Raw genomic sequence first — 18,656 nt, 5'->3', positions numbered from 1 at the left:
ATGAGCCGGATGATTCCTCGGTTCACTCTCGAGGGCGTCAAGGACGCGGAGATATCGACATATCCGGTCGCGACCGACGACGGCCTCGGACTGGGGCTGACCCGGTTCCTGCGCGAGGAGAGCGACAACGTCGTCCTGCTCGTGCACGGGCTCACCTCCTCCAGCGACATGTTCGTCATGCCGGAGATCCCGAACCTGGCGTCGCACCTGCTCGACAACGGCTTCACCGACGTCTGGACCCTGGACTTCCGGATGAGCGGCCGCTTCCCCTACGACGGCGAGACGCACCGCTACACCCTCGACGACATCGCCCTGTACGACTTCCCGGCCGCCCTCGCCGAGCTGCGCGAGCACATCGGCGACCGGTCGCTGCACGTCATCGCGCACTGCCTGGGCGCCGTGTCGTTCTCGATGGCCCTGTTCGCCGGGACCGTCGCCGACATCGCCACCCTCACGTGCAACAGCGTGTCGCTCACGCCTCGGGTGCCGGCGTTCTCGAAGGTCAAGCTCGGCCTCGGCACCTGGTTCCTGGAGTACGTCCTCGGACTGCCGTTCCTCGACCCGCGGTTCGGCGACGCGCCGCGCTTCACCCGGCCGTGGATGCTGTCGCGGGCGGTGTCGCTGTTCCACAGGGAGTGCTCCACCCGCGCCTGCCACATGCAGAGCTTCCAGTGGGGTGCGGGCAGGCCCGCGATGTACGAGCACGAGAACCTGCTGCCCGAGACGCACGCGCGCGTCGCCGACATCTGCACCGCGTCGGGGCTGCACTACTACCGGCACGTCCGCAAGATGGTCAAGGCGGGCCACTCGGTCAAGTACGCGCCGCGGGACGCGCGCTACGCGCGCCTCCCGGAGAACTACCTGGAGAACGCGGCGGACGTGGAGACGCCCCTGCTGCTCCTCGCGCCCGGCAACAACCGCGTCTTCACCGACTCCAACATCCACCTGCACAAGATTTTGGAGAAGGCGGCGCCGGGGCGCCACGAGCTGGCCTCGCTGCCCGGCTACGGGCACCTCGACCCGCTGATCGGCAAGGACTCGCACATCGACGTGTTCCCGCGCGTCGTCGACTTCCTCAAGCGCCACGCGTCATGACCGACACCGAACACGTCGACGCCGTGGTGGTGGGATCCGGATTCGGCGGATCCGTCACCGCGTACCGGCTGGCGGAGGCCGGGCAGCGGGTCGTCCTGCTGGAGCGCGGGCAGCCGTACCCGCCCGGCAGCTTCCCGCGCTCCCCCGCCGAGATGGGCCGGGCGTTCTGGGACCCGGAAGCCGGCCTGTACGGGATGTACGACGTGTGGGGGTTCAAGGGCTGCGACTCCGTCGTGTCCGCCGGCCTCGGCGGCGGTTCCCTGATCTACGCGAACGTGCTGCTGCGCAAGGACGAGCGCTGGTTCGTGCACGACCGGCCGGTGCCCGGCGGGGGCCACGAGCCGTGGCCGATCTCGCGCGACGACCTGGACCCGCACTACGACGCCGTCGAGCGGATGATGGGCGCGACGCCGTACCCGCTGGACCAGGTCCCCTACGACGACACCCCGAAGACGCACGCGCTCCAGGACGCGGCGGCCGAGCTCGGCCTGCACAGCACGCTGCCGCCGCTCGCGGTCAGCTTCGCCTCCGAGCCGGGCGGCGCGCCCGGGGTGGGCCTGCCGATCGCCGACCCCGCGTACGGCAACCTGCACGGCGCCCGCCGCCGGACGTGCAAGCTGTGCGGCGAGTGCGACATCGGCTGCAACGAGGGCTCCAAGAACAGCCTCGACCACAACTACCTGTCGGCGGCGGCGCACCACGGCGCCGACATCCGCACCTCCCACGAGGTGAAGGCGATCCGGCCGCGGCGGGGCGGCGGGTACGAGGTCGACTACGTCCACCACACGGACCTGACCGCCAGGAAGCGCCGCCTGCCGATCCGGACGATCACCTGTGACCGGCTGGTGCTGGGCGCCGGCACCTACGGCACCACGTACCTGCTGCTGAAGTCGCGGAAGGCGTTCCCCGGGCTCAGCTCCGCGCTCGGCACCCGCTTCTGCGGCAACGGCGACCTGCTGACGTTCCTGATGCGGGCCAAGGACCGCAACCGGGTCCGCCCGCTGAACGCCAGCCGCGGACCGGTGATCACCACGGCGATCCGGCTGCCGGACGACCTGGACGGCGTGCCCGGCGCGGGCCGCGGCGCCTACATCCAGGACGGCGGCTACCCCGGGTTCACCGACTGGATCGTCAACGGCTTCGACGTCCGCGGCGAGATCGAGCGCGCGGCGGAGTTCCTGTGGGGCCGCTTCCGGGAGTTCTTCAAGGACGCGCCGGACACCAACCTGTCCAAGGAGCTCTCGGACCTGATCGGCGGCGGGGCGCTGACGGTCAGCTCGCTGCCGCTGCTCGGCATGGGCCGCGAGACCGCCGACGGGCGGCTGCACCTCAGGGACGGCCGGCTCGCAGCCGACTGGAACGCCCGGACCAGCGAGGAGCTGTTCAACCGCGTCCGCAAGACGATGCAGGGGATCGCGGACGTGCTCGGCGCCGACTACGCCGACAACCCGATGTGGTTCCGCAAGCGCATCATCACCGTCCATCCGCTGGGCGGCGCCCCCATGGGCGGCCACCCGGGCGAAGGCGTCTGCGACGCCTTCGGCGAGGTGTTCGGGTTCCCGGGCCTCTACATCGCCGACGGGGCGGCGATGCCCGGCCCGGTGGGCCCGAACCCCTCGCTCACCATCGCCGCGCAGGCCGATCGGCTGGCCACGCGGCTGCTGGAGGAGACGTCCGCCCGCCGGGGGGCGGGGGGACCGACCGCCCCGCCCGCCACGGGGGCCGAGCCGGCCGGGGGAGCCGGCTCGCCAGGCGGGGCGGGGAACGGCTCGGCGTACGGCCCGGCATCGGGGAACCACGGTGGGACACGGGGACCGTCCACCGCGGCCGCGGGCCGTACGTCGCTGTCGTTCACCGAGGAGATGAAGGGGTTCGTCACCTACGGCGAGACCGACATGCGGATCGGCGAGCTGGCCGAGGGGCGCCGGCCCCTGTCCTTCCGCCTGACGATCACCGCGGCGGACACCGAGCGCTTCCTGGCCGAGCCGGACCACGAGGCGACGGCGGCCGGATGGGTCGACGCGACCGGGCACGGGGGGCGCCGGCCGGTCGAGCGGGGCACGTTCAACCTGCTCGTCGCGGACGCGCCCGAGGACCGGCGGCTGATGAAGTACCGGCTCTTCTACACCGACGGCGAGGGGCGGCGGCGCACGCTGAGCGGGCACAAGAACGTCCTGCACGGGCCGCCGACGCGGATCTGGCCGGACACCTCCACCCTCTACGTGCGGCTGCTGGACGGGCACGTCGCCGAGGACGAGGAGGACGGCGCGCGGGTCGTCGCGGCGGGCGTGCTGCACATCCAGCTGACCGACTTCGCGCGGCAGCTGACGACCTTCCGCACGACGGGGCCCGACGGGGCGGGCAAGCTGCTCGACTTCGGCAGGTTCTTCGCCGGGGAGCTGTGGGAGGTCTACGGTCCCGACCCCGCCTGAGGGGTCCATGGTCGTGCAGGCCGAGGGAACTGCGGGGTGCTCTCGGCCTGCACCTTTTCGCCGGAGGCCGTGCGGGGGGTCGCACGGCCTCCGGCTCAGAGCCTCCGGCCGGGGGCGGGATGCTCCGCCGGGTCAGATGCCCTCGGCGGTGCGGGCCGGGCAGTCCAGCGGGCAGTGCTCGACGTGGGCGGGCAGCCACCGGGTGAAGGCCCCCAGCATCCGCCGGAGCGCGAACCCGACGATCGGGCCGGTGCCGGGGATCAGCGGCTCGAACGTCGCCTCCCAGCGCAGGAACGTGCCGGCGTCCCGGCGCTCCAGCCGGACGTCCGAGCGGTAACCGCGCACGGGCAGGCCCGACAGCGCGACGTAGCCGAAGTGCTCGTAGGGCTCGTAGGCGACGGTCCGTTCGCTGGCCGGCCAGATCTTCTTGACCGTCCCGACGCCGTAGGGGGCGGTGTCGCCCGCGCGCGTCCGCCGCGCCGGGGTGGGGAACCTGCCCCAGGCGCCCCACGCCTCGGGGACGGCCAGGTGCCGGAAGAGGGCTTCGGGCGAGGCGGCGGTGGTGGCGGTGGCCTGGATCATCGCCACACGCTACAGCCGCGCCGCGAGAAGCGGCAGATCCCGGTCTCGGTGCCCTGCCCGGACGGCTGCGCGGTCAGGACGACTGCGCGCGGGCGCGGAACGCGGCGGCCTTGACGCGGTTCTGGCAGGCGGTGGAGCAGAAGCGGCGGGTGCCGTTGCGGGAGGTGTCGACGTAGACGCGGTCGCAGTGCGGCGCGATGCAGACGCCGAGGCGGTCGTGCATCTCGCCGCCGATGACGATGGCGAGGCCGGTGGCGCACGGGCCGGCCCAGTCGTTCTCGTCGGCGCCGTGGTAGTGGACGTGCCACGGGTGCCCGTCGTGGCGTTCCAGGCGGGGCCGGGCCTCGGTCGTCTCCAGGAGCCGGTTGACCTGCTCGGCGGCGCCGTCGACGTCGCCGGAGGCGACCGCGTCGAACACGACGCGCAGCTCGCGCGCGACGGCGGCGAGCGCGGGCAGTTCGGCCTCGGTGGCGCGCGATCCGCGCCCGACGCGCTGGAGGACGTCGGTGACGGCGGCGGCGAGCGCGGGCGGCGGGGGCAAGGAGTAGGCGCGGCCGCGCCGCTCCCCCGGGGTCAGCTCGTTGACCAGGCCGGCGGCCGCCTGCACCACCGCATCGGTATGACTGTTGAACTCCACTTGACCAGTTACGCCCTTCGGGTTCACACTGTGACTGTCCAAAGCTTATACGACAGTCATAGGAGAGGTCATGACCAAGCTCAGCCACGAGGTCGCGAGCGCGTGGACCGCCCGCTGGGACGTCCAGCAGGAGGGCTACATCCCCGATCGCGAGGAGCGGTTCACCGCCCTGGTCGACGCGCTGGAGGCCGCGACCGGGCGGCCCGACCCGCTCGTCCTCGACCTCGGCTGCGGGCCGGGCTCGCTCGCCGGCCGGATCCTGGACCGCATCCCCGGCGCGACCGTGGTCGCGGTCGACGCCGACCCGCTGCTGCTGTCGCTCGGCCGCGCCGTGCACGCCGGGCGGCCGGGCCTGACCTTCGCCGAGCTCGACCTGCGCGAGCCCGGCTGGGCGGCGCGGCTGCGGCTGGACCGGCAGGCCGACGCCGCCGTCAGCACGACCGCCCTGCACTGGCTGTCGGCCGGGCAGCTGCGGGTCGCCTACGGCGAGCTCGCGCGCGTGCTCCGGCCCCGCGGGCTGTTCCTCAACGGCGACAACCTGGGGGTGGACGACCGGACGCCGGGGCTGGCGGCCCTCGACGTCGCCCTGCGCGAGCGCGAGCAGGCGCGCCGGTTCGCCGGTGACCGTCCCGAGGGCTGGGACCAGTGGTGGGACGCGATCGCCGCCGACCCGGACCTGGCCGAGCTGCCGGCGGTGGCCCGCGACGAGACCACCGGCCACCACGGGTCGGAGTCGGAGCTGCTGTCCACCCACGTCGCGGCGCTCCGCGAGGCGGGCTTCGAGGAGACCGGGACGCTCTGGCAGCGCGGCGACAACCGCCTCCTGGCCGCCCTGCTGGGGGCCTGACCCTCCGCCCGGCCCGCCGTCAGCGCGCCTGCCCGTAGAGGCGCTCGACGTGCAGGCGGACGACCAGGCGGCCGTCCTCGACCATGACGCGGCGGTACTCGTCCCAGTCGGGGTGCTCGCCGCGGATGTCGCGGTAGACCTCGACGAGCTCCTCGACGGCGGCGTCGCCGGGATCGGCGGCGACCGCCGTGAGCTCGGCGGTGCCCTCGGCGACCGCCCACGACCAGCCGTCCGGGGAGCCGACGTGCAGGCTCGCGCGCGGATCACGGGCCAGGTTGCGGGCCTTGGCCCGGTCGCCGGTGATGGAGATCCGGACGAGCCGGCGTCCCTCGTCGAAGTGGTAGTTGATCGTGGACAGCTGGGGCCGCCCGTCGCGCTTGAGGGTCGCCAGCACCCCGATGTCGCGTCCCGCCAGAAGTTTCACCAGCGCCGCGTCGTCCGCCATGTCCGCCTCCATCGATCGTCGGCCTCACCGGCGTCAACCACGGGGCGCGCCGATCGCTTCCCCCTCACCTCAGGGCGAGGGCCGGGAAGTCCAGGACGCGGGCGGACCGGGAGCCCGGTCCGCCCGCGTCGTCTCCCGCCTCCTCGCCGGCGGCGCGGCCGGTGAGGATGTGGCCGCGGAACACCGCGCCCTTCGCCACGACCCTGACCGCGCGGAAGCCGCGCGGCGGCAGGGCGCAGAACCCGGTCCGCACGACGTCGTCGAACAGCGAGTCCGACACGACGTAGGCCAGGTCGCGGTCCGCCTCCTCGGCCAGCAGGCGGCGCAGCGGCGCCGCGTCCAGCAGCCGCTGGACGACGATGGGCGCGTCGCCCGCGGGGCCGAACGGCCCGGCCGTGAGCGTGCCGTGGTGCAGCGAGACCCGGACGCGCAGCCGGAAGCGGCCGGCGTCCCGGTTGACCTCGCGCAGCGCCTCGCCGAGGAGGATGACGAAGTCGCCGGCCACCGTCGCCGGGTCGACGCCCTCCGGCAGCGTGGCGAGCTCGCCGTCCCCGCCGACCTGCTTGTCCCAGCCGGCGCGGTCGAGGCCGACACCGCGGGCGGCGCCGTCGAGCGCCTCCGACAGCAGCCGCTGCGCGCGCAGCTGCTCGCGCGTGTCGCGCCTGCTGTACCCCTGGATGTCCACCGCCAGCAGCAGGCGGTAGCTGAGCTGTACTTCCCCGTTCTCCTTCACCGTTCCGATCCCCGCCCTCGGTCTCTCTGTGGGCAAATGGGCCCGATGCCCGCATTCGCTCCAAAGCGTGGAGTGAGCGTTGCCCGGCGAAGGTTCCGATGCGCGGGTCGGAGTCGTCGCCTCCCGTTCGCCCCCTGAGACGCACCTCGATGATCCCTGGGACCGCACGGTAAGCGAAACATGGCGAACAAGTAAGGCGCAATTCGGAAAATCCCCCATGAAACGGCCTCGGTTGAACCGCGAGGCGCAGGGGTCCCGTACTGCCTCCCAACGTGACACCCACGGTCACCGCGTCGCCCCGCACCCCTCGCACCCCGCCGGAGACCCCCGATGGCCCACAGATCACCGGCCGCCGCGTCGGCCACCCGCGATCGCCCTCCCGGACCGTGGAGCTGGTTCCGCGGCCCGCGGCCCGCCGGCGGCGTGGACGACCAGGTGATCGTGAACGAGCTGTACCGCGTGTACGGCCGCCCGCTGCTGTCGTTCGTCCTGCGTCTCACCGGCGGCGACCGGCACTGGGCCGAGGACGTCGTCCAGGAGACGATGATCCGCGCCTGGCGCAGCGCGCACCAGCTCGACGAGAACGCGACCTCGCTGCTGCCCTGGCTGGCGACCGTCGCCCGCCGGATCGTCATCGACGACCAGCGCCGCAAGAACGCACGGCCGCAGGAGGCGGGCGAGGGCCCGCTGGAGAACATGCGCGTGCCCGACGGGTTGGAGGATCTGCTGCGCTCCGTCGTCGTGTCCGAAGCCCTCCTCGCCCTGTCTCCGGCGCACCGCGAGGTCCTCAACGAGACCTTCTTCCGGGACCGCTCGGTGAACGAGGCCGCCAAGCATCTCGGGATCCCCGTGGGCACCGTGAAGTCCCGGGTCTACTACGCGCTCCGGGCGCTGCGCGTCGCCCTGGAGGAGAGGGGCGTGACGCCATGAGAGCGCCGGACATGCCGCACGTCGACGTCGGCGCCTACGCCCTCGGCCTGCTGGAGGAGCCCGACCGCCACGCCTTCGAGGCGCACCTGGCGACGTGCTACTCCTGCCACGAGGAGCTCGGCGCGCTGAGCGGGCTCGCCCAGACCCTGGACGGCATCGGCCCGATCGCCGACCCGGTGGAGGCGATGCCCGCGCCGCCCGAGCCGGCGGCGGTCACCGACCTGATCCGGCACCGGATCCGCCGGGATCGGCGGCACCGGGCCGCGCGGGCGCTGGCCGCGGCCGCCGCCGGGGTCGTGCTGCTCGGCGGGGCGCTCGGCACCGGGTACACGCTGGGAGCCGACCGCGGCCCCGCCGCCTCCGCGCCGGACGGCGGGACCGCCCAGCTGCTGCGGGACGGCCGGGCGATGTCGGCGGCCGACGCCGGCACCGGCGTCACCGGGACGGTCGCGATGCAGCAGAAGGCGTGGGGCAGCCGGATCGCGCTGCGGCTCAGCAGGGTCGACGGGCCGCTCGCGTGCGAACTGGTCGCCGTGGACAGGCGGGGCAAGGCGCACACCGTCGTCGGCTGGTCCGTCCCCGACAGGGGCTACGGTCTGCCGGGGTCGCCGCAGCCCCAGCTGGCCCTGCAGGGCGGCACGGCGCTGCGGCCGCAGGAGATCAGCCGGTTCGAGGTCCGCACGATCGGCGACGGCCGCACGCTGCTGACCGTCCCGGCGTAGGCCCCGCGCCCCCCGGGACGCACGGCCGGGCCGCTCTCCCGTGTCTCATAGGCTGAGGTGGTGAGTGCGACCCGACCGTCCGCCGGTCCCGAGCTGATGCTGCCGGGGCTCGGCGAGGTGTACGCGGCCTACGTCCGGGAGGCGGACGCCCTGCCCGCGCAGCCGGCCCCGCTGCAGGCCGAGATGTGGACGTCCGCGCAGCTCGGCGGCCTGGAGGCGGCGGCCCCGCACGACGCCGCACGGCGCGCCGCGCTCGGCGACCTGATCGGCTGCCTGCACGCGGCGGCCACCCCGGGCGCGCGGGCCTTCCTGCGGGCGCTCGCCGCGATCGGCCCGGCCGAGGGGCGCGCCGCCGCGGCCCGCGCCGCCGACCGCCTCGCCGGCGTCCCGGCGGCCCCCTGGGAGGAGTCGCTCGGGCGGGTCGTCCCCGGCCAGGCGTGGCTGATCCAGGAGGGGCCGCTGGACGGCGACCGCCTGGTCTGCGAGTTCCGCTACGAGGGCGCCGGCACCGCCGGGATGCACGCCCTCGCCGTCCGCCTCTCCTACGGCGACGCCCCCGCCGAGATCGTGGTCGTCGGGGACGTCCCGGCGCTGATGGCGGCGGCGCGGCAGGCGATGCAGGCCGAGCTGTGCGTCGTCCAGCCGTACGGCGCGGCCGCCGTGGGCGCGAGGCTCCGCGCCGCGCTCGGCACCGGGCGCGGCGCGGCGCCCCTTCCCGAGGCGTGCTACCCGGCGCTGGCGCTGGCCCGGCACCGGGTGTCCCTCCTGCCCTAGCGGCCGAGGGCGCGGTAGCGGCGGACCGACAGCGGGAGGAACACCGCCGCGATCGCCAGCGGCCACACCACCGCCATCAGCACGCTGTGCTGCGCCGCCCACGACCCGCCGGCGGCCGGCTCGCCGAACAGCTCCCGGCACGCCGTCACGGTCGCCGACATGGGGTTCCATTCGGCGATCGCGCCGAGCCAGCCCGGCATCGTGCTCGGCGCCACCAGGGCGCTGGACAGGAACCCGATCGGCCAGACCAGGACCTGCACGGCCGCGACCGACTCCGGTCCCTTGGCGACCAGGCCGAGGTAGACGCCGAGCCAGACCAGCGAGAAGCGCAGCAGCAGGAGGAGCCCGAGCCCCGCGAGGGCCCTGCCCGCGCCGTCGTGGACGCGCCAGCCGATCAGCACCCCGCAGGCCGCCATCACGGCCAGCGCGACGACCGAGTGGAGCATGTCGGCCGTGGCCCGGCCCACGACGACGGCGGACGAGGCCATCGGCATCGACCGGAACCGGTCGGTCACCCCCTTGCTCGCGTCGCTCGCGATCGCGGCGAACGTCGTCTCGACCCCGAACGCCATCGTCAGCGCGAACATGCCGGGGACGATGAACGCCCGGTAGCCGGCGCTCCCGCCGGGGACGTCCATCTGACCGCCGAACAGGTAGCCCATCATCAGCACGACCATCACCGGGAACAGCAGCCCGACGGCGACCTCGCCCGGCTTGCGCGCCCAGTGGGCGAGAGCGCGCGAGGTCAGGACCCACCCGTCGGCCGCGGCCCACCTCATGGCCTGGATGCTCACGCGTCCACCCTGCGGGGGGACCACCCCCAGCGCCCCACCGTCCGCTTCGCTCATCGAGGCACCTCCTTCTTCTCCGTGAGGTGCAGGAACACCTCGTCCAGCGTCGGGCGGCGCAGGCCGATGTCGGCGACGGCGACGCCCGCCTTGTCCAGGGCCCGGACGGCCTCGGTCAGCGCGGCCGCCCGCCCCGACACCGGCGCCCCGACCCGCAGGGCCTCGGCGTCGACGTCCACCTCGCCGGTCGCGACCCGGCCGACGACCTCGGCGGCGGCGCCGAGCGCCCGGGGGTCGTCCACGACGACCTCCACGCGGTCGCCGCCGAGCCGCGCCTTGAGCGCCTCGGGGGTGCCCTCGGCGATGACGCGGCCGTGGTCGATCACCGAGACGCCTGAGGCGAGCCGGTCGGCCTCCTCCAGGTACTGGGTGGTGAGCAGGACGGTCGTGCCGCCCCCCACCAGGTCGCGGATCGCGTCCCACACCTCGCCCCGGCTGCGCGGGTCCAGGCCGGTGGTCGGCTCGTCCAGGAACAGCACGGGCGGCGCGAGGATCATCGAGGCGGCCAGGTCGAGGCGCCTCCGCATGCCCCCGGAGTACTCCCCGGCGGGCTTGGCCGCGGCGTCGGTGAGGCGGAACCGCTCCAGCAGCTCGTCCGCCCGCCGCCGCGCGTGCCGGGCCCCGAGGTGGTGCAGGCGGCCGAACATGACGAGGTTCTGCCGCCCGCCGAGCACCTCGTCGACCGCGGCGTGCTGCCCGACGAGCCCGATGCGGCGCCGCACCCCGACCGCGTCGCGGACCACGTCGCGCCCGGCGACGCGGGCCGTGCCGCCGTCCGGCCGGGCCAGCGTGGTCAGGATTCGGACGGCGGTGGTCTTGCCCGCGCCGTTCGGGCCGAGCAGGCCGTGCACGGTCCCCGCGGGGACGCGCAGGTCCAGCCCGGCGAGGGCCTCGGTGCCGCCGTAGCGCTTGCGCAGCCCCTCGGCGACGACCGCGAACCGTGGTTCCGTCACCCGTCCTCCAAAACTATGTACGCAGTACGGATTTACCATCGCGGCCAATATAACGTACGCAGTACAGAGTTTCATCCCTGAGAGGATCGGCCGGTGACCGAGTACAGCGGGGCGGGCGACCCCAAGCGCACCCTGGAGCTGCTGTGGGGGGTGCGGGAGCGCCCCCGGCGCGGGCCCAAGCCGCGGCTGACCGCCGAGGAGATCGTCCGGGCGGCGATCCGGCTGGCCGACGCCGAGGGCCTGGACGGGCTGTCGATCCGGCGCATCGCCGAGGACCTGGGCGTCTCCCCCATGTCGATCTACACCTACGTGCCGGGCAAGGCCGAGCTGATCGACGTCATGGTCGACCGGGCGTTCGGCGAGCTGACGCCGCCCGGGCACGACTCCTGGCGGGCCCGCCTGGAGCACATCGCCCGCGACGACTGGGCGCTGTTCCACCGGCACCCGTGGCTGCTGCAGATCACCATGGCGCGGCCGCCGCTCGGCCCGAACACGTGCGCCAGGTTCGAGTTCGAGCTGCGCGCCGTGGACGGCCTCGGCCTCAGCGACCTGGAGATGGACTCGGTCGTCGCGCTCGTGACCGGCTTCGCCGAGAGCGCCGCCCGCGTGTCGGTCAACGCCGCCGAGGCGGAGCGCCGCAGCGGGATGACCGACGAGCAGTGGTGGGAGGCGAGCGCCCCCCTCCTGGAAACGCTGGTGACCGAGGACGACTACCCGCTCGGTACCCGCGTCGGCGCCGCGGTCGGGTACGAGTACAGCGCCGCCATCGCGCCCGGACGCGCCTTCGAGTTCGGCCTCGCCCGCGTCCTGGACGGCATCGACATGCTGATCAGCTCCCGCCGGCCCGCTTAGTCCGCTTCGTCGCCACGGCGCTCGCCGGGTCCTCCGGCCACGGGTGCCTGGGGTACCGGCCGCGCAGCTCGGCCCGGACCGCGCGGTACCCCTCGCGCCAGAACGAGGCCAGGTCCGCGGTGACCGCCGCCGGGCGTCCCGCCGGCGACAGCAGGTGCACGACCAGGGGCACCCGCCCGCCGGCGAGCCGCGGCGCCGCGTCCCACCCGAACAGCTCCTGCAGCTTCACCGCGAGGACGGGCCGCTCCCCCGAGTAGTCGACCCGGATCCGCGAGCCGGACGGGACCTCGACCCGCTCGGGCGCGTACTCCTCCAGCCGCTTCGCCAGGTCCCACGGCAGCAGCCCGCGCAGCAGGCCCGCGACGTCCACCCTCGCCAGGTCGGCCCGCCGCCGCGCGCCGGACAGCCACTGCGGCGCCCGCTCCAGCAGCGCCGCGTCGTCGACCGCGGGCCAGGGCTCCCCGAGGGCCTCGCGCAGGAACGCCAGCCGCTCCCGCAGCGCGACGGCCGCCGGCGTCCAGCGCAGCAGCCCGAGCCCCTCCGCGCGCACCCCGTCCAGCAGGGCGGCGCGCACGAGCCCGGGATCGGGTTCCCGCAGCGGCCGCGCCTCCAGCTCGATCGCGCCGAGGCGCTCGACGCGGCGCGCCACCACCTCACCGTCGCGCCACACGACCTCCTCGGCGGTCTCGACCAGCGGCGCCGCGGCGGACCGAGCGACCTCCTCGTCGATCACCACGGCCTGCCGCACCCGCGCCGACGCCGCCCCGGCGGGACGGTCGGCCGCCGCGACCGCGAGCCAGCCGGGCCGCGCTCCGGCCAGCGCCGACCCCTGCGCCAGCTCGGCCCCCGTCCCGGACGCCATCAGGTAGCCGCTCCCCCGCCGCGCCCGCGCCACCCGCTCCGGGAACGCCAGCGCCACCACGGTCCCCGCCACGTGGTCGTCGCCGGGCCTGGACGGGGCCCCGGCCCCCGAGGTGAGCGACCTCTGGAGGCGGGCCGCCTCGTCGCGCCAGCGCGCGGCGTGCGGGTCGGCGGGCCGGTCCCGGCCGCGCAGGGCGCGCCACACGGCGGTGAGGTCGTCGCCCGCCGAGCGGGGCGGCGGCTCGGAGAGCAGGGCGACGATCTGCGCGGCGTCGCGGGCGCCGACCCGCGGGGCACCGTCGAGCAGGGCGCGGGCCAGGCGGGGGTGCAGGCCGACGCGGGCCAGCCGGCGGCCGCGGTCGGTGGCGCGGCCGTCCCGCAGGGCGCCGAGGGCGTGCAGGGTGGAGCGGGCGGCGTCCATCGCGGCGGCCGGGGGCGGGTCGGGCAGGGCGAGGCCGGTCGCGCCGGGGTCGCCCCAGCAGGCCGCCTGGAGGGCGAAGCCGGTGAGGTCGGCAAGCTCGATCTCGGGTCGGGGGCGCGCCGGGAGCCGGTCGTGCTCGGCCTGCGTCCAGCACCGGTAGACGGCGCCGGGGGCCTCGCGCCCGGCGCGCCCGGCGCGCTGGTCGGCGGTGGCGCGGGACGCGCGGACGGTGGTGAGCGAGCCGAGGCCCCGGGCGTGGTCGGTGCGCGGCTCGCGGGCGAGGCCGCTGTCCACGACCGCGCGGACGCCGGGGACGGTGAGGCTCGACTCGGCCACCGAGGTGGCGAGGACGATCCGGCGGCGGGACGCGGGCGCCAGCACCTCGTCCTGCACGCGGCCCGGCGCCTGGCCGTGGATCTGCAGGACCTCGGCGGGCGCGCCGGACAGCAGCCCGGCGACGCGGGCGATCTCGCCCACCCCCGGCAGGAAGCACAGGACGTCGCCGTCGCGTTCGGCCAGCGCCCGGCGGGCGGTCGCGGCGACGTGCGCGAGGAACCCAGGGTCGACGCGCATGCCGTGCGGCGGCGGGGCGGGGCGCGGCGGCGGCGCCCAGACCGTCTCGACCGGGTGCAGCGCCGCCGCGGTCTCCACCACCGGGGCGCCGCCGAGCAGGCGCGACCACGGGCCGGTGTCGGCGGTGGCCGACGCGGCGACCAGGCGCAGGTCGGGGCGCAGCGCGGCGCGGACGTCGAGCAGGAACGCCAGCGCGGTGTCGGCGTCCAGGTGCCGCTCGTGGCACTCGTCCAGGATGACCGTGCCGACGCCGTCGAGCTCGGGGTCGGACTGGAGCCGCTGGAGGACCACGCCCGTGGTGACGACCTCGACGCGGGCGCCGGGGCGGGTCTCTCCGCGGACGGTGACGCCGACCCGCCCGCCGACGCGTTCGCCGAGGAGCCAGGCCATGCGGCGGGCGGCGGCGCGGGCGGCGAGGCGGCGGGGCTCCAGGACCAGGACCTTGCCGGGCGCGGGCGGGGCGCCGAGCGCGAGCCCGGCGAGGGCGAGGGGGACCAGGGTGGTCTTCCCGGTGCCGGGAGGCGCCGCCAGCACCGCCGCGCCGTGCTCGTCCAGGGCCGCTCTCAGGGCGGGGACGGCGTGGCGGACGGGGAGGCCTTCGGCGGCGCTGAGGTGCATCGTCCCAGTGTGCCGCCCCGCCCGTGCCGCGGGGCAATCAATTGCGGCGAAAAAGGCTTTGAATGTTGCGGTGATAGTTGCACCGCGCCTTTCATCCAATCTCCGAGGACTCTTCTCGGGCCTTCCCCTGAATCATAAACCCAATCACACGTGAACGAGCAGGTGAGCAATGCCGCAGACCCAAGAAGTGGCGCGGGAGTTTGATTTAAGTCACCTCGCAAAGTGTGGCGGGAATGCCGCGGCATCCCCATACTGGTGGCGTCTAAGCAGGTGCTGGGAGGACGGGACATGTTCGGCAGCTCCATCTACCTCAGGGATCGGCCCGCTTTCACCGGCGGCTCGCCCCAGGCGGTGTACGAGGAACTCTGGCAGCGTGGCCGAAAAGGGCGGTTGCGGACACGCGCCTTTCTGGCGGCGGCGACGCTTGTGTTGTGCGGGCTGCTCGTCAACGCCGTTTTCGGAGTCGTGCTGGCCGCCGTGGTGGCGGCGGCGGACACGCTCGTGCATTGGCGCATTTACAGCGCGTCGCGGGTGTGGCGGCTCGGGCTGCGCGGCGAGCAGCGCATGAACCGGTTCCTCCGCTACACGCTGGAGCGGCGCGGGCACCGCGTGCTGCACGCCCGGACGGTCCCCGGGCACGGGATCGCCGACGAACTCGTGGTCGGGCCCGGCGGCGTGTGGCTCGTGCACAACGAGGCGTGGTCGCCCGGGGCCGAGGTGTCCCAGCACGGCGGCCGGCTGTTCATCGACGGCCGGACGCAGTCCAAGCTCGTCGCCGGGGTGACCGCGCGGGCCGAGGCCGCCGCCGCGGCGATCTCCCGCGCCGCCGGGACGGCGGTGACGGTGACGCCGGTGCTGGCCGTGCACGGCGGCAAGCTCGCCCGCACGCCGTTCACCGCCGACGGCATCGTGTTCGCGCCGCCGCTGAAGCTGATCCGGTGGATGCGCCGCAACCCCACCGCCGACCGCTCCCGCGAGGAGATCGAGGCGATCGCCCGGGCCGCCGTGCACGCCCTGCCGGTCGGCTCCCACGGCCCGGCCCAAGCCGCGGCGTGACCGGGCCCCCTCGCAGGAGGACGGCATGACCGACAGACACCTGTGGCCGGAGGGCTCACACGCCGCCGCTCACAGGGCGCCCACCGCCCGCGGGGGTTCCGCCACCTCTGCGGGCGGTGCGGCGCAGCCAGAGCAGGCCCACCACGGGCAGGACCAGGGGCACGAACCCGTAGCCGCGCCCGTACACGGACCAGACGGTCTCGTCGGGGAACGCGGCCCGGTCGGCGATGCTGAGCGTGCCCACGGCGAGCACGCCCGCCAGCTCCGTCGCGCAGGCGGCGACTGCGATCCGGAACGAGGTCCGGCCGCCCCGGGCCAGGGCCACCGTCGCCAGGACGTAGACGGCGGCGGCGAAGGCCGACAGCAGGTAGGCGACGGGCGCGTCGGAGAAGCGGGTGGCGATCTGCACGCCCGCCCGTGCGCCGGCCGCGAGCGCGAAGACCGCGTAGACGGCGACCAGAAGCCGCCCCGGCCCGCCGGCGGTGGCGCCGGGGCGGGCACCGCCGCCCGTGCGGACCTCGGCGCCGGCGCGGGCGCCGTCGTCCGCGCGGGTCAGCGGCCCCCGGACGGCGGTCTCGGGGACGGGCTCGGAAACGGGCCCGGTCTCGGGGACGGGCCCGGTCTCGGGGACGGGCTCGTGTTCAGGCTCAGGCACCGGTGCCGCTCCACAGCTGGTTCATCCGCACGATCATGACGGCGACGGCCACCCCGGCCACGACGAGCACGGTGGGGCCCCACCGGGTGCGCTCCAGCAGCCCCCACCCGGCGCCGGCTGCGGGGACCAGCAGCGATCCCAGCAGGTAGCCGACGAAGGTGGCGGGGCCGTCCGGGCCCTCGCCGCCGGAGAGCCCGACGAAGGCGACCACGGCCTGCGCGACCAGCAGCACTTCCAGGACGCCGAACGCGGCGAGGTCGCCTGCGCCCATCGCCCGGCCGCGCAGCGCCGTCACGAGGGCGTAGCCGGCGGCCAGGAGCGCCACCACGATGGTCGTGGTGGACAGCACGTTCGTCACGGCACCAAAGAGTACTACCGGCTGTAGAGCAACCGCGACGCCCCCGATCGGCAGGGCCCGGCGCCGCCGGCGCCGGAGCCGGGGAGCGGCGGGGCATGGCAGCATGGCGGGCGTGAACGCGCTGCAGTGGCTGACCCTGACCCGGCACGGTGAGAGCACCGGCAATCTCGCCTACCAGGCCGTCCTCGGCACCGACGCCGAGGAGGTCGACATCCCCGAAAGGGACGCCGACGTCCCGCTGTCGGACACCGGCCGGGCGCAGGCGGCGGCGCTCGGCCGCTGGCTGGAGGCGCTCCCCGAGGACGAGCGCCCCACGACGGTGATCACCTCTCCCTACGTGCGCGCCCACGACACCGCCAGGATCGCGCTCGCCGAGACGTCCTTCGCCGCCCCGCGGATCCAGGTGGACGAGCGGATCCGCGACCGCGAGCAGGGCGTCCTGCAGGGGCTCACCCCCCGCGGCGTCCGCACCCGGTTCCCGGGCGAGGCCGAGCGGCTGCGCCATCTCGGCAAGTTCTACCACCGGCCGCCCGGCGGAGAGTCGTGGGCCGATCTGGCGCTGCGGCTGCGCAGCTTCTACCGCGACCTCCAGACCGGCGCCCCCGGCGGCCGCGCCCTGGTCGTCGCCCACGACGCGATCATCGTGATGACCCGCTACCTGGTGGAGGAGCTGACCGAGAAGGAGGTCATGCGGATCGAGAAGGAGCCCGTCGCCAACGCGTCGGTCACCCGGTGGCGCCACGACGGGACCCGGCTCGCGGCCGTCTGCTACAACGACTGCGCCCACCTCGCCGCCGCGGTGCCGCCTCCTACGGCTCGCCGCTGAGCAGCCGGGCCCTGCGCGAGGCCACGGCGGCCAGCCGCGGATCTCCCAGCGGCAGGACGCCCCGCAGCCGCTCCAGCGCCTCCAGGTCGGCGCGGCCCGGCTCGGTCTGCGCGTAGGCCCACAGCACGTCGGCGCCGCCCCGGTCCAGCACCTGCCGCCGGACCCGCACCGCCAGCTCGTCGCGCTCCGCGCGGACGGCGGGCGCGTCCGAGCGGGGCAGCAGTTCGCCCCCGTACAACCGCGCGGCGCCCGCGACGTCCCCCTCGTCCAGCAGCCGCCGGACGGCGAGGAAGTCGGCGTCGACCGCGCAGCCGAGCCGGTAGGGGCGGGCGCGCACGACGTCGCCGAACTGGTGCCGGAGCCGGTGGATCTCGGGGCGGACGGTCGCCGCGCTGCCCTCGTCGCCGTACAGGTACAGCGAGAGCCGGTCTCCGCTCAGCCCCCGCGGATGCAGCGCCAGCAGCGCGAGGATCTCGGCGTGCCGCAGCGTCAGGTCGAAGCGCCGCCCGTCCAGCAGCGCGTGCGGCCCGTCGCCGAGCAGCGCCAGCGTCAGCAGCGGCGCCCCGGCGGCCGCGGGCCTGGCGGCCAGGCCGCGTCCGGGCGGGGCGCTCTCGTCGACCCGGCCGCGCGCCCCCGGGATCCGCAGCAGGAACGCCTCGCCCAGCGGCTCGGCGATGGCGGTACGGCCGTCCGGCAGCACGACCGTCCCGCCGGGCTCGGGAACGGCGACGCGCCGGCCGACCAGCGCGCCCCCCGGTGCGGCGAGAATGCGGCCGGTGCCGGTGGCGAGGACGCCGGTGCCGCGCAGCCCCCGCAGGTGCGGCAGGAGCCGCTCGCGCAGCCGCTGGTCGCGCCCGAGCATCTGGTTCTCCAGCCGCGCCTCGGCCAGCCGCGCCGCGGCGGTGACGAGCGCGACGGTCGCCGGATGCAGTGCCTGCACCGTCGCGCTGACGTCGATGCAGCCGACCACGCGCCCCGAGTCGGGATCGGTGACCGGCGCGCCGGCGCACGACCAGCGGTGCAGGACGTGCGCGACGTGCTCGGCGGCGTACACGTGCTCGGGCCGCCCGGAGGCGAGCGCGGTGCCGATGCCGTTGGTGCCGACGGCGTCCTCCGACCAGAGGAAGCCCTCGGTCAGGCCGACGGCGTCGGCGGCACGGCGGGCGAAGGCCGGGCCCTGCGTCCACAGCACGTGCCCGGCGGCGTCGCTGATCACCATCAGGTGCTCGGCCTCGTCGGCGACCCGCCGCAGCAGCGCCTCCAGCATCGGCAGGTGCGGTCGGAGGGGGTGCGCGCCGCGGGCGTCGGCGAGGACGTCCCGGTCGAACACCAGGGGCGCCGCCTCCATGCCCGCGTCGACGTCGGCGTCCCTGGAGCGCCGCCACGACTCGGCGATCGGCGCCCGGACGGTCACCGGCTCGCGCACCACCATCAGCCC

Annotated in this window: 19 protein-coding genes; 9 read left to right on the top strand and 10 right to left on the bottom strand. The window is 75.4% G+C overall.

The features are described 5' to 3' along the window. Nucleotides 1-1,095 (top strand): alpha/beta fold hydrolase, encoded by a 1,095-nt coding sequence (locus tag CHC11_RS30595; RefSeq protein ID WP_089315394.1) that lies wholly within the window; start codon nucleotides 1-3, stop codon nucleotides 1,093-1,095. Then, the gene (locus CHC11_RS30590; protein WP_089315323.1) at nucleotides 1,092-3,527 is read left to right on the top strand and encodes a GMC oxidoreductase; all 2,436 of its coding nucleotides are present in this window, start codon (nucleotides 1,092-1,094) and stop codon (nucleotides 3,525-3,527) included. Before CHC11_RS30595 ends, CHC11_RS30590 begins: the two co-directional genes overlap by 4 nt. A 132-nt stretch (nucleotides 3,528-3,659) precedes the next feature. On the opposite strand, the gene CHC11_RS30585 is transcribed toward CHC11_RS30590, so the two are convergent. Together CHC11_RS30585 and CHC11_RS30580 are read right to left on the bottom strand one after the other, a co-directional pair. Further along, nucleotides 3,660-4,109: an SRPBCC family protein gene (locus CHC11_RS30585; RefSeq protein ID WP_089315393.1), complete on the bottom strand. Its 450-nt coding sequence runs from the start codon at nucleotides 4,107-4,109 to the stop codon at nucleotides 3,660-3,662. A gap of 73 nt (nucleotides 4,110-4,182) precedes the next feature. Further along, the gene (locus CHC11_RS30580; RefSeq protein ID WP_089315322.1) at nucleotides 4,183-4,746 is read right to left on the bottom strand and encodes a CGNR zinc finger domain-containing protein; all 564 of its coding nucleotides are present in this window, start codon (nucleotides 4,744-4,746) and stop codon (nucleotides 4,183-4,185) included. Nucleotides 4,747-4,816: 70 nt separating this feature from the next. Here CHC11_RS30580 and CHC11_RS30575 point away from each other — a divergent pair, with 70 nt between their 5' ends. After that, the gene (locus CHC11_RS30575; protein WP_089315321.1) at nucleotides 4,817-5,593 is read left to right on the top strand and encodes a class I SAM-dependent methyltransferase; all 777 of its coding nucleotides are present in this window, start codon (nucleotides 4,817-4,819) and stop codon (nucleotides 5,591-5,593) included. A 19-nt stretch (nucleotides 5,594-5,612) separates the two neighbouring features. On the opposite strand, the gene CHC11_RS30570 is transcribed toward CHC11_RS30575, so the two are convergent. Continuing rightward, on the bottom strand, nucleotides 5,613-6,038 hold the full coding sequence (locus CHC11_RS30570) for a PPOX class F420-dependent oxidoreductase (protein ID WP_089315392.1): 426 nt from the start codon (nucleotides 6,036-6,038) through the stop codon (nucleotides 5,613-5,615). A gap of 64 nt (nucleotides 6,039-6,102) precedes the next feature. Continuing rightward, entirely contained in the window at nucleotides 6,103-6,771 is a 669-nt protein-coding gene (locus CHC11_RS30565) for a hypothetical protein (protein WP_179279085.1), read from the bottom strand. A 330-nt stretch (nucleotides 6,772-7,101) separates the two neighbouring features. Here CHC11_RS30565 and CHC11_RS30560 point away from each other — a divergent pair, with 330 nt between their 5' ends. From CHC11_RS30560 to CHC11_RS30550, 3 genes are read left to right on the top strand one after another with little or no spacing between them, the layout of a single operon-like run. Next, entirely contained in the window at nucleotides 7,102-7,701 is a 600-nt protein-coding gene (locus tag CHC11_RS30560; protein ID WP_089315320.1) for a sigma-70 family RNA polymerase sigma factor, read from the top strand. Further along, nucleotides 7,698-8,423: a zf-HC2 domain-containing protein gene (locus CHC11_RS30555; protein WP_143227388.1), complete on the top strand. Its 726-nt coding sequence runs from the start codon at nucleotides 7,698-7,700 to the stop codon at nucleotides 8,421-8,423. The genes CHC11_RS30560 and CHC11_RS30555 overlap by 4 nt, the downstream gene beginning before the upstream one ends. A 60-nt stretch (nucleotides 8,424-8,483) precedes the next feature. Then, nucleotides 8,484-9,197, top strand: coding sequence for a hypothetical protein (locus tag CHC11_RS30550; protein ID WP_089315318.1), 714 nt, complete (start codon nucleotides 8,484-8,486; stop codon nucleotides 9,195-9,197). Here CHC11_RS30550 and CHC11_RS30545 read toward each other — a convergent pair. Both CHC11_RS30545 and CHC11_RS30540 read right to left on the bottom strand, forming a co-directional pair. Beyond that, nucleotides 9,194-10,045 (bottom strand): ABC transporter permease, encoded by an 852-nt coding sequence (locus tag CHC11_RS30545; protein ID WP_179279084.1) that lies wholly within the window; start codon nucleotides 10,043-10,045, stop codon nucleotides 9,194-9,196. The two genes, CHC11_RS30550 and CHC11_RS30545, sit on opposite strands and share 4 nt — an antisense overlap. After that, complete coding sequence (locus CHC11_RS30540) at nucleotides 10,042-10,998, bottom strand: ATP-binding cassette domain-containing protein (RefSeq protein WP_245919965.1); 957 nt, start codon at nucleotides 10,996-10,998, stop codon at nucleotides 10,042-10,044. Before CHC11_RS30540 ends, CHC11_RS30545 begins: the two co-directional genes overlap by 4 nt. Nucleotides 10,999-11,091: 93 nt before the next feature. Here CHC11_RS30540 and CHC11_RS30535 point away from each other — a divergent pair, with 93 nt between their 5' ends. After that, nucleotides 11,092-11,850 (top strand): TetR/AcrR family transcriptional regulator, encoded by a 759-nt coding sequence (locus CHC11_RS30535; RefSeq protein WP_089315316.1) that lies wholly within the window; start codon nucleotides 11,092-11,094, stop codon nucleotides 11,848-11,850. On the opposite strand, the gene hrpB is transcribed toward CHC11_RS30535, so the two are convergent. Next, complete coding sequence (gene hrpB, locus CHC11_RS30530; RefSeq protein ID WP_089315315.1) at nucleotides 11,828-14,323, bottom strand: ATP-dependent helicase HrpB; 2,496 nt, start codon at nucleotides 14,321-14,323, stop codon at nucleotides 11,828-11,830. The two genes, CHC11_RS30535 and hrpB, sit on opposite strands and share 23 nt — an antisense overlap. Nucleotides 14,324-14,611: 288 nt before the next feature. On the opposite strand from hrpB, the gene CHC11_RS30525 reads away from it, so the two are divergent. Beyond that, nucleotides 14,612-15,379: a nuclease-related domain-containing protein gene (locus CHC11_RS30525; protein WP_143227387.1), complete on the top strand. Its 768-nt coding sequence runs from the start codon at nucleotides 14,612-14,614 to the stop codon at nucleotides 15,377-15,379. Nucleotides 15,380-15,434: 55 nt separating this feature from the next. Here CHC11_RS30525 and CHC11_RS30520 read toward each other — a convergent pair whose 3' ends face one another. Then, a complete protein-coding gene (locus CHC11_RS30520; RefSeq protein ID WP_089315389.1) occupies nucleotides 15,435-15,839 on the bottom strand; it encodes a hypothetical protein in 405 nt (134 codons plus the stop codon). 187 nt (nucleotides 15,840-16,026) lie between these two features. Next, a complete protein-coding gene (locus CHC11_RS30515) occupies nucleotides 16,027-16,392 on the bottom strand; it encodes a hypothetical protein (protein WP_089315314.1) in 366 nt (121 codons plus the stop codon). Nucleotides 16,393-16,495: 103 nt separating this feature from the next. Between CHC11_RS30515 and CHC11_RS30510 the strand changes: the two genes are divergently transcribed. Next, entirely contained in the window at nucleotides 16,496-17,218 is a 723-nt protein-coding gene (locus CHC11_RS30510; RefSeq protein ID WP_089315313.1) for a histidine phosphatase family protein, read from the top strand. On the opposite strand, the gene CHC11_RS30505 is transcribed toward CHC11_RS30510, so the two are convergent. Beyond that, nucleotides 17,202-18,650 carry a GAF domain-containing protein gene (locus tag CHC11_RS30505; RefSeq protein WP_245919963.1) on the bottom strand — a complete coding sequence of 483 codons (1,449 nt, stop codon included), beginning with the start codon at nucleotides 18,648-18,650 and terminating at the stop codon, nucleotides 17,202-17,204. The genes CHC11_RS30510 and CHC11_RS30505 overlap by 17 nt on opposite strands. Nucleotides 18,651-18,656: the final 6 nt, after the last annotated feature.

Source organism: Actinomadura mexicana (assembly GCF_900188105.1).
Taxonomy (GTDB): Bacteria; Actinomycetota; Actinomycetes; order Streptosporangiales; family Streptosporangiaceae; genus Spirillospora; species Spirillospora mexicana.
The sequence above is the reverse complement of the archived record's forward strand: the minus strand, read 5'-3'. Positions and strand labels throughout refer to the sequence as shown.

Coding starts and splice junctions, on each gene's coding strand:
- CHC11_RS30575 (WP_089315321.1), top strand. CDS start 4,817: ATGACCAAGCTCAGCCACGAGGTCGCGAGCGCGTGGACCGCCCGCTGG.
- CHC11_RS30505 (WP_245919963.1), bottom strand. CDS start 18,650: ATGGTGGTGCGCGAGCCGGTGACCGTCCGGGCGCCGATCGCCGAGTCG.
- hrpB (WP_089315315.1), bottom strand. CDS start 14,323: ATGCACCTCAGCGCCGCCGAAGGCCTCCCCGTCCGCCACGCCGTCCCC.
- CHC11_RS30510 (WP_089315313.1), top strand. CDS start 16,496: ATGGCGGGCGTGAACGCGCTGCAGTGGCTGACCCTGACCCGGCACGGT.
- CHC11_RS30545 (WP_179279084.1), bottom strand. CDS start 10,045: ATGAGCGAAGCGGACGGTGGGGCGCTGGGGGTGGTCCCCCCGCAGGGT.
- CHC11_RS30525 (WP_143227387.1), top strand. CDS start 14,612: ATGTTCGGCAGCTCCATCTACCTCAGGGATCGGCCCGCTTTCACCGGC.
- CHC11_RS30560 (WP_089315320.1), top strand. CDS start 7,102: ATGGCCCACAGATCACCGGCCGCCGCGTCGGCCACCCGCGATCGCCCT.
- CHC11_RS30555 (WP_143227388.1), top strand. CDS start 7,698: ATGAGAGCGCCGGACATGCCGCACGTCGACGTCGGCGCCTACGCCCTC.
- CHC11_RS30590 (WP_089315323.1), top strand. CDS start 1,092: ATGACCGACACCGAACACGTCGACGCCGTGGTGGTGGGATCCGGATTC.
- CHC11_RS30570 (WP_089315392.1), bottom strand. CDS start 6,038: ATGGCGGACGACGCGGCGCTGGTGAAACTTCTGGCGGGACGCGACATC.
- CHC11_RS30585 (WP_089315393.1), bottom strand. CDS start 4,109: ATGATCCAGGCCACCGCCACCACCGCCGCCTCGCCCGAAGCCCTCTTC.
- CHC11_RS30595 (WP_089315394.1), top strand. CDS start 1: ATGAGCCGGATGATTCCTCGGTTCACTCTCGAGGGCGTCAAGGACGCG.